The sequence below is a fragment of the Streptomyces sp. genome, from assembly GCF_036524955.1.
GTDB lineage: Bacteria > Actinomycetota > Actinomycetes > Streptomycetales > Streptomycetaceae > Actinacidiphila.
On the sequence record NZ_DATDBG010000220.1, the window covers coordinates 1 to 6019 of the forward strand.

Below are 6019 nucleotides of genomic sequence, written 5' to 3' on the forward strand. Positions count from 1 at the left end.
AGGATCGACCGTTGGTGCGGGACAAGTGTTCCGCGGACGTACCCGGGGAGCGCGGGCTCAGGCGCCCTTCCCCGGCACGCCACCGTCCTCCGATGCCTCTTCCCCCTCCGCAGCGGTCTTCGGAGCGCCCTCCGGGAACCCCACACCCCCCGCCTCCACACCGCCACCGGCCCCCGGCGACCTTCCTTCCACACCGCCCTCCGGGAACCCCACACCTCCCCCTTCCGCACCGCCACCCGCCCCGGACGACGCCCCGGCCGCAGTGCCCTCCAGGGGCTCCTCCCTCACCGCACCGCCCTCCGGGGACCCCTCCCCCACCGACACCTCCGCGTTGCCCCCCGGGCCCGCCGTCGCCGTGAGCGTGTCCCGCCCGGTGTGCCGGGCCGCGTGGCGCCGCGCGTCCTCCGCGCTGTTCTGGGCGCCCAGTGAGCCGAAGTAGAAGCCGGCGACCGTGGCAAGCACGGTCATCAGGGAGGTGACGATGGTCTTGCGCAGGTCACCGGCGTCCCCGCCGGAGGAGAGCATGGCCACGGCGAGGGCGAACCCGACCAGGGCCAGGATGAGCACCGCGATGATGCTGCGGGTGAGCCCGCGCACGCCCCTCGGCTCGCGCAGATCACGGAGGAAGTCCCGTATCCCGGGATCGGTGTGTGCCTGATCGATCAGCCGGTTCGTGATCTGCTGCCGCCAGTCGGTGGCCCGCCGTACGTCCATGATCAGCGGGAGCACCGCGATACCGGCGATGATCACCACGACCGCGGCGATGAGGACGAAGGCCGACGCGCCCTTGAGTCCCGGTATCGGCTCGACCGCGCCGACAGCGCCAACGAGGTACGCCATGGAATCCCCCCTACGTTCCGGGCGGGCATGCTCCCAGCGCCGGGCCCGGCGGGTCAAGTGCGTTGTGGTGCAAGGCCGTTCCGGATTCCGTGGTCAATGCATCTGGCGCCGACGTCCCCGCCTCAGCAGAATCGATCCCGCACACCCGCTCCGGGCGGCCGATGACGAGCCCGGCAGCCTCCCGGCGACCACCCGAACCCGCCCCGACCCGCTCGCCGGCCGCCCGGCACCGGACGACCCGGCCCACCGGCCCGGCACCCCCCGAGCCCCACCCCGAGGAGCTCCTCAAGCCATCGGTGGCGACCACCATACAGCCGTACGCAGCGCCCCGAGGTTCCACCGATCTTACGAATGACCAGCTCAAACCCAGATCAGAAAGGCAGGGCACCACCATGCACGACGCGCCACCGTCCGGGACGCCCCCCTACTACGAGGACGTCTCCCCCGGCACGGGAGCGCTCCCGCCGCGGGCCTGGTCGGCGGTGTCCGACGCCCGGCGGGTGAACCTCGGTGGCGCGTGGCGGTTCCGCCTGTCGCCGACCGCGGACGCGGAGGACGACAGCTTCGCGCGGCCCGGTTTCGACGCCTCGCGCTGGGACGTGCTGGCCGTACCGTCCCACTGGCCGCTGCAGGGGCACGGCCGGCCCGCGTACACCAACGTCCGCTACCCCTTCCCGGTCGATCCGCCGCACGTGCCGACCGAGAATCCGACCGGCGACCACCTCCGGTTCTTCGATCTGCCGGACGACTGGCCGGGCGGCGCGGCGGTGCTGCGCTTCGACGGGGTCGACTCCTGCGCCCGGGTCTGGCTCAACGGCGAGGAACTCGGCACTTTCAAGGGGAGCAGGCTGCCCGTGGAGTTCGAGGTCGGCGAGCGGTTGCGGCCGCGCGGCAACGTGCTGGCGGTCCGCGTGCACCAGTGGTCGTCCGGCAGTTATCTGGAGGACCAGGACATGTGGTGGCTGCCCGGCATCTTCCGGGACGTCACGCTGATCGAACGCCCCGAGGGCGCGGTCACCGACTTCTTCGTCACCTGCGGGTACGACCACCTGACCGGTACCGGCACGCTGCGGGTGGACTGCGAACCGCGGGGCACGGTGACCGTACCCGAGCTGGGGCTGGACGTCCCGACCGGCGAGCCGGTGATCGTACCGGTGGAGCCGTGGTCGGCGGAGGTGCCGCGGCTGTACGACGCCGAGCTCGCCACCGAGGGAGAGCGGATTCCGCTGCGGATCGGGTTCCGTACCGTCGCCGTCGAGGACGGCGTGCTCAAGGTGAACGGCCGCCGCGTCCTCCTGCGCGGGGTGAACCGGCACGAGTTCGACCCGGACCACGGCCGCGTGGTGGACATCGAGACGATGCGCCGTGACCTGCTGCTGATGAAGCAGCACAACGTCAACGCGGTCCGCACCAGCCACTATCCGCCGCACCCCGCGTTCCTCGACCTCTGCGACGAGCTGGGGCTGTGGGTGGTGGACGAGTGCGATCTGGAGACGCACGGCTTCGAGCTGGTGGGCTGGCGCGGCAATCCGGTGGACGACGACCGGTGGACGCCGGCGCTGCTGGACCGGGCGGCGCGGATGGTGGAGCGCGACAAGAACCACCCGTCGGTGATCATGTGGTCCCTGGGCAACGAGTGCGGCACCGGCCGCGGCCTGTCCGCGATGGCCTCCTGGATACGGCGGCGCGACCCGTCCCGCCCGATCCACTACGAGGGCGACCGGACCTGCGCGGACACCGACGTGTACTCGCGGATGTACGCCGACCACGCGGAGTCCGAGCTGATCGGCCGCCGCGCGGAGCCGCCGCTGGCCGACGCCGAGTCGGACGAGCGGCGGCGCGCCATGCCGTTCGTGCTGTGCGAGTACGCGCACGCGATGGGCAACGGTCCCGGCGGCCTGTCGGAGTACCAGCGGATCTTCGAGACGTACGAGCGCTGCCAGGGCGGCTTCGTCTGGGAGTGGATCGACCACGGGCTGCGTCGGCGGGCCGTGGACGGCACCGCGTACTTCGCGTACGGCGGCGACTTCGGCGAGGAGGTGCACGACGGCAACTTCGTCTGCGACGGACTGCTCTTCCCCGACCGCACGCCGTCACCGGGGCTGATCGAGTACAAGAAGGTCATCGAGCCGGTGCGCATCGAGGGCGACCCGGCGCGCGGCACCACGACGGTCACCAACCGCCATGACTTCTCCGATCTCTCGGGGCTGGCGTTCCGCTGGTCGTACGAGGTGGCGGGCGTGGTGGGCGGCTCCGGGCGGCTCGACGTGCCCGACGTGGCGCCCGGCGCGAGCGTGGTGCTGGACCTGCCGCAGGTGCCCGTAGCGGCGGAGGCAGGCCGGCCCGGCGAGGCGTGGTGGACAGTACGGGCGGTGCTCGCCGAGGACACCGCCTGGGCGCCGTCGGGACACGAGGTGGCCTGGGCACAGTTCGCGGCGGCCCCGACCGCTGCCGCGAACCGCCCCGCCCCGGCGGGCCGCACCCCCGAGCCGTCCGCCACCGCCGTCCGGCCGCCGGCCCCGGAGCCCGCGCCGCACACTCCGCGGCGGGCCGAGGGCGGCCTGATCGTCCTCGGCCCGGGCACGTTCGACGCGGCGAGCGGCTCGCTGAAGTGTCTGGGCGGCTCCGAGGTACGGGACGTCGCGCTCGACGTCTGGCGGGCGCCGATCGACAACGACCGCGGTGCGGAGGGTTTCCCCGGCGGCCAGCTGGAGCGGCTCTGGCGGGAGTTGGGGCTGCACCGGATGCGGCACCGGATCGAACGGGTCACCGTGGGCGAGGACGCGCTGACCGTCGCCACCCGGGTGGCGCCGGCCGCCTCCGACCTGGCGCTGCGCACCGTCTACGTCTGGACCGCGACCGGCGACCGGCTGGGGCTCGACGTCCAGGTGGTGCCGGAGGGCGACTGGCGGCTGCCGCTGCCCCGGCTCGGCGTACGTCTGGGCCTGAGCCCAACGCTGACCTCCGTCCAGTGGTACGGGGGCGGGCCCGGCGAGGCCTATCCCGACACGCGCGCGGCCTCCCGGATCGGGCGCTGGAGTTCGACCGTGGACGGCCTCCAGACGCCGTACGTCCGCCCGCAGGAGAACGGCGCGCGGGCCGATGTCCGCTGGGCCGAACTGCGCCGGGCGGGTGGCGGCGGGCTGCGGGTGGACGGCGCGCCGCCGTTCTGGTTCACCGCGCGGCCGTGGAGCACGCGGGCGCTGGACGCGGCGCGGCACACCCACGAGTTGCGGCGGTCCGAGGTGCTGTGGGTGCACCTGGACCACGCGCTGCACGGCGTCGGCAGTCACGCCTGCGGCCCGGAGGTGCTGCCCGCCTTCCGCCTGACGGCGGAGCCGGCCGCCTTCTCGTTCAGTTTCACCGTGCTGGGCGGTGCGGACGGCGTGGGCTCTGACGGTGACGGGCTCGGCCCCGCTCCCGGGGAGCGGGGGTGACCGGCCCGGAGCGTGTCCGCGACCCGCTCCGGGCCGGACCGGTCTACTGGGGGCGGGCCACCTCAAGGTCGCCCTTGTCACCGGTGTCCGCGTCGCCGTCCAACCGTATGGGGTCCTCCGCCTGCAGCGCGCCGACCGCGTCGCCCGGCTTCCTGCGGGCGCTCGGCGCCGCCGGGTGGGCGGTCCAGCCGCCCGCCGGCCGCACCGCGACCTCGCGCCACCACCAGTCGTCCACCTGCGGGTCGGTGGGTTCGAAGGGGGCGCCGACCCGCGGGGTGGCGATCTTCGCGCCGACCGCGCGGGCGGCGGCGACCGTGCCCTCCGCCGGGTCGGACCAGGCGTGCTGGGCGAGGTTGAAGGTGCCCCAGTGGATGGGCAGCATCACGCCGGCCGGTTCGCCGCCGGACAGGTCGACGTGGGCCTGCATGCCCTCGGCCGGGGTCATGTGGATGTCCGGCCAGAACTCGCTGTACGCACCGATCTGGATCATCGTGGCGTCGAACGGGCCGTGCTCGGCGCCGATGTCGGCGAAGCCGGGAAAGTAGCCGGTGTCGCCGCTGTGGTAGATGCGGTGGGTGCCGTCGGTGACCGCCCAGGACGCCCACAGGGTCTGCTGTCGACCGCGCAGACCGCGTCCGCAGAAGTGGCGGGCCGGGGTGGCGGTCAGGCGGAGGCCGGCGATCTCGGTCGACTCGTTCCAGTCCAGTTCGCGCAGGCGCTCCGGCGGTACGCCCCAGTGCTCCAGGTGGGCGCCGACGCCCAGCGGCACCGCGAAGAGCACGTCGCTGCGGATCAGCGCCTGGATCGTGGGCATGTCCAGGTGGTCGTAGTGGTCGTGCGAGATGACGACGGCGTCCACGCCCGTCAGGGAGGCCAGCGGCACCGGGGTGGGGTGCACGCGCCGGGGCCCGGCGAAGGAGAACGGCGAACAGCGCTCGCCCCACACCGGGTCGAACAGCACGCGCCGGCCGCCGATCTCGGCGAGCACCGTGGAGTGGCCCATCCAGGTCAGCCGCAATCCGGACGCCGGCGGCTCGGCGAGGTCGGCGAGGGTGGTGGGGTGCAGCGGTACCGGCCTGGCCGGCTTGCGGGACAGGCGGGCCTCCTTGCGGAGGTTGGCCGGAAGCGACGTGAAGAAGTCGCCGCCGGGGCCGGTGCGGGCGCCGACGGGGTTCACGAAGGCGCCGTTTTTGTAGTTCGGTGACTTCAGGATGCGGTCCAGCCGCGCGCCCGCAGGATCGGCGCCGAACGGCGCGGGGCGCAACTTCACGAGGGGGGACGGCTGTCGGCCGACGCCGGTCACGGGTCCTCCAGGCGGGATCGTCGATCGGCGGGGTTTCCGCCGGGGTCCATTATGCGGGGGCCCTGTGACGCCCGTCGGGTGAAGTTGATCGACAGATGGTCCCGTACCGGCAGGTAACCGAGCCGCTGGTAAAGGCCGTTGCTCACCGGATCGGCCAGGTCGGCGAAGAGGAGTACGGCGTCGGCTCCGGCGTCGCGCGCGGCCCGTGACACCGCGGGGCGGTCACCGCGCCCGCGTACCCGCGCCCGCGCTGCCTCTCCGGGGTGCAGACAGCCACCACCCGCACGGCGCCGTCCTGCGGCGGGGTGGTTCCGGCCGTCGCGACCGGTTCGCCTCCGGCCTCCCAGAGCGTACGGCCCCCGTGCGCGATCGCCTCGTCCAGCGCCCGTTCGCCGCCGATCGCCGCCGATCGCCGCTTCGCCGACGTCCTCGGCGAACT

The 6019-nt window shown here is 73.7% G+C and carries 4 protein-coding genes; 1 reads left to right on the forward strand and 3 read right to left on the reverse strand.

Features of this window, described 5'->3' with window-relative positions; all coding sequences use genetic code 11:
- Positions 1–57 precede the first annotated feature (57 nt).
- Entirely contained in the window at positions 58–840 is a 783-nt protein-coding gene (locus VIW71_RS17930; RefSeq protein WP_331623347.1) for a hypothetical protein, read from the reverse strand.
- Between the two features lie 392 nt (positions 841–1232).
- Between VIW71_RS17930 and VIW71_RS17935 the strand changes: the two genes are divergently transcribed.
- Positions 1233–4277: a glycoside hydrolase family 2 TIM barrel-domain containing protein gene (locus VIW71_RS17935; RefSeq protein WP_331623348.1), complete on the forward strand. Its 3045-nt coding sequence runs from the start codon at positions 1233–1235 to the stop codon at positions 4275–4277.
- Positions 4278–4320: 43 nt separating this feature from the next.
- On the opposite strand, the gene VIW71_RS17940 is transcribed toward VIW71_RS17935, so the two are convergent.
- Together VIW71_RS17940 and VIW71_RS17945 are read right to left on the reverse strand one after the other, a co-directional pair.
- Positions 4321–5580 carry an MBL fold metallo-hydrolase gene (locus tag VIW71_RS17940; protein ID WP_331623349.1) on the reverse strand — a complete coding sequence of 420 codons (1260 nt, stop codon included), beginning with the start codon at positions 5578–5580 and terminating at the stop codon, positions 4321–4323.
- A 142-nt stretch (positions 5581–5722) separates the two neighbouring features.
- A partial coding sequence (locus VIW71_RS17945; RefSeq protein WP_414720773.1) for a GNAT family N-acetyltransferase occupies positions 5723–6019 on the reverse strand: 297 nt, incomplete at its 5' end.

What these genes read in the sequence shown, in the direction of transcription:
- VIW71_RS17930 (WP_331623347.1), bottom strand. Translation starts at nt 840, where the DNA reads ATGGCGTACCTCGTTGGCGCTGTCGGCGCGGTCGAGCCGATACCGGGA.
- VIW71_RS17935 (WP_331623348.1), top strand. Translation starts at nt 1,233, where the DNA reads ATGCACGACGCGCCACCGTCCGGGACGCCCCCCTACTACGAGGACGTC.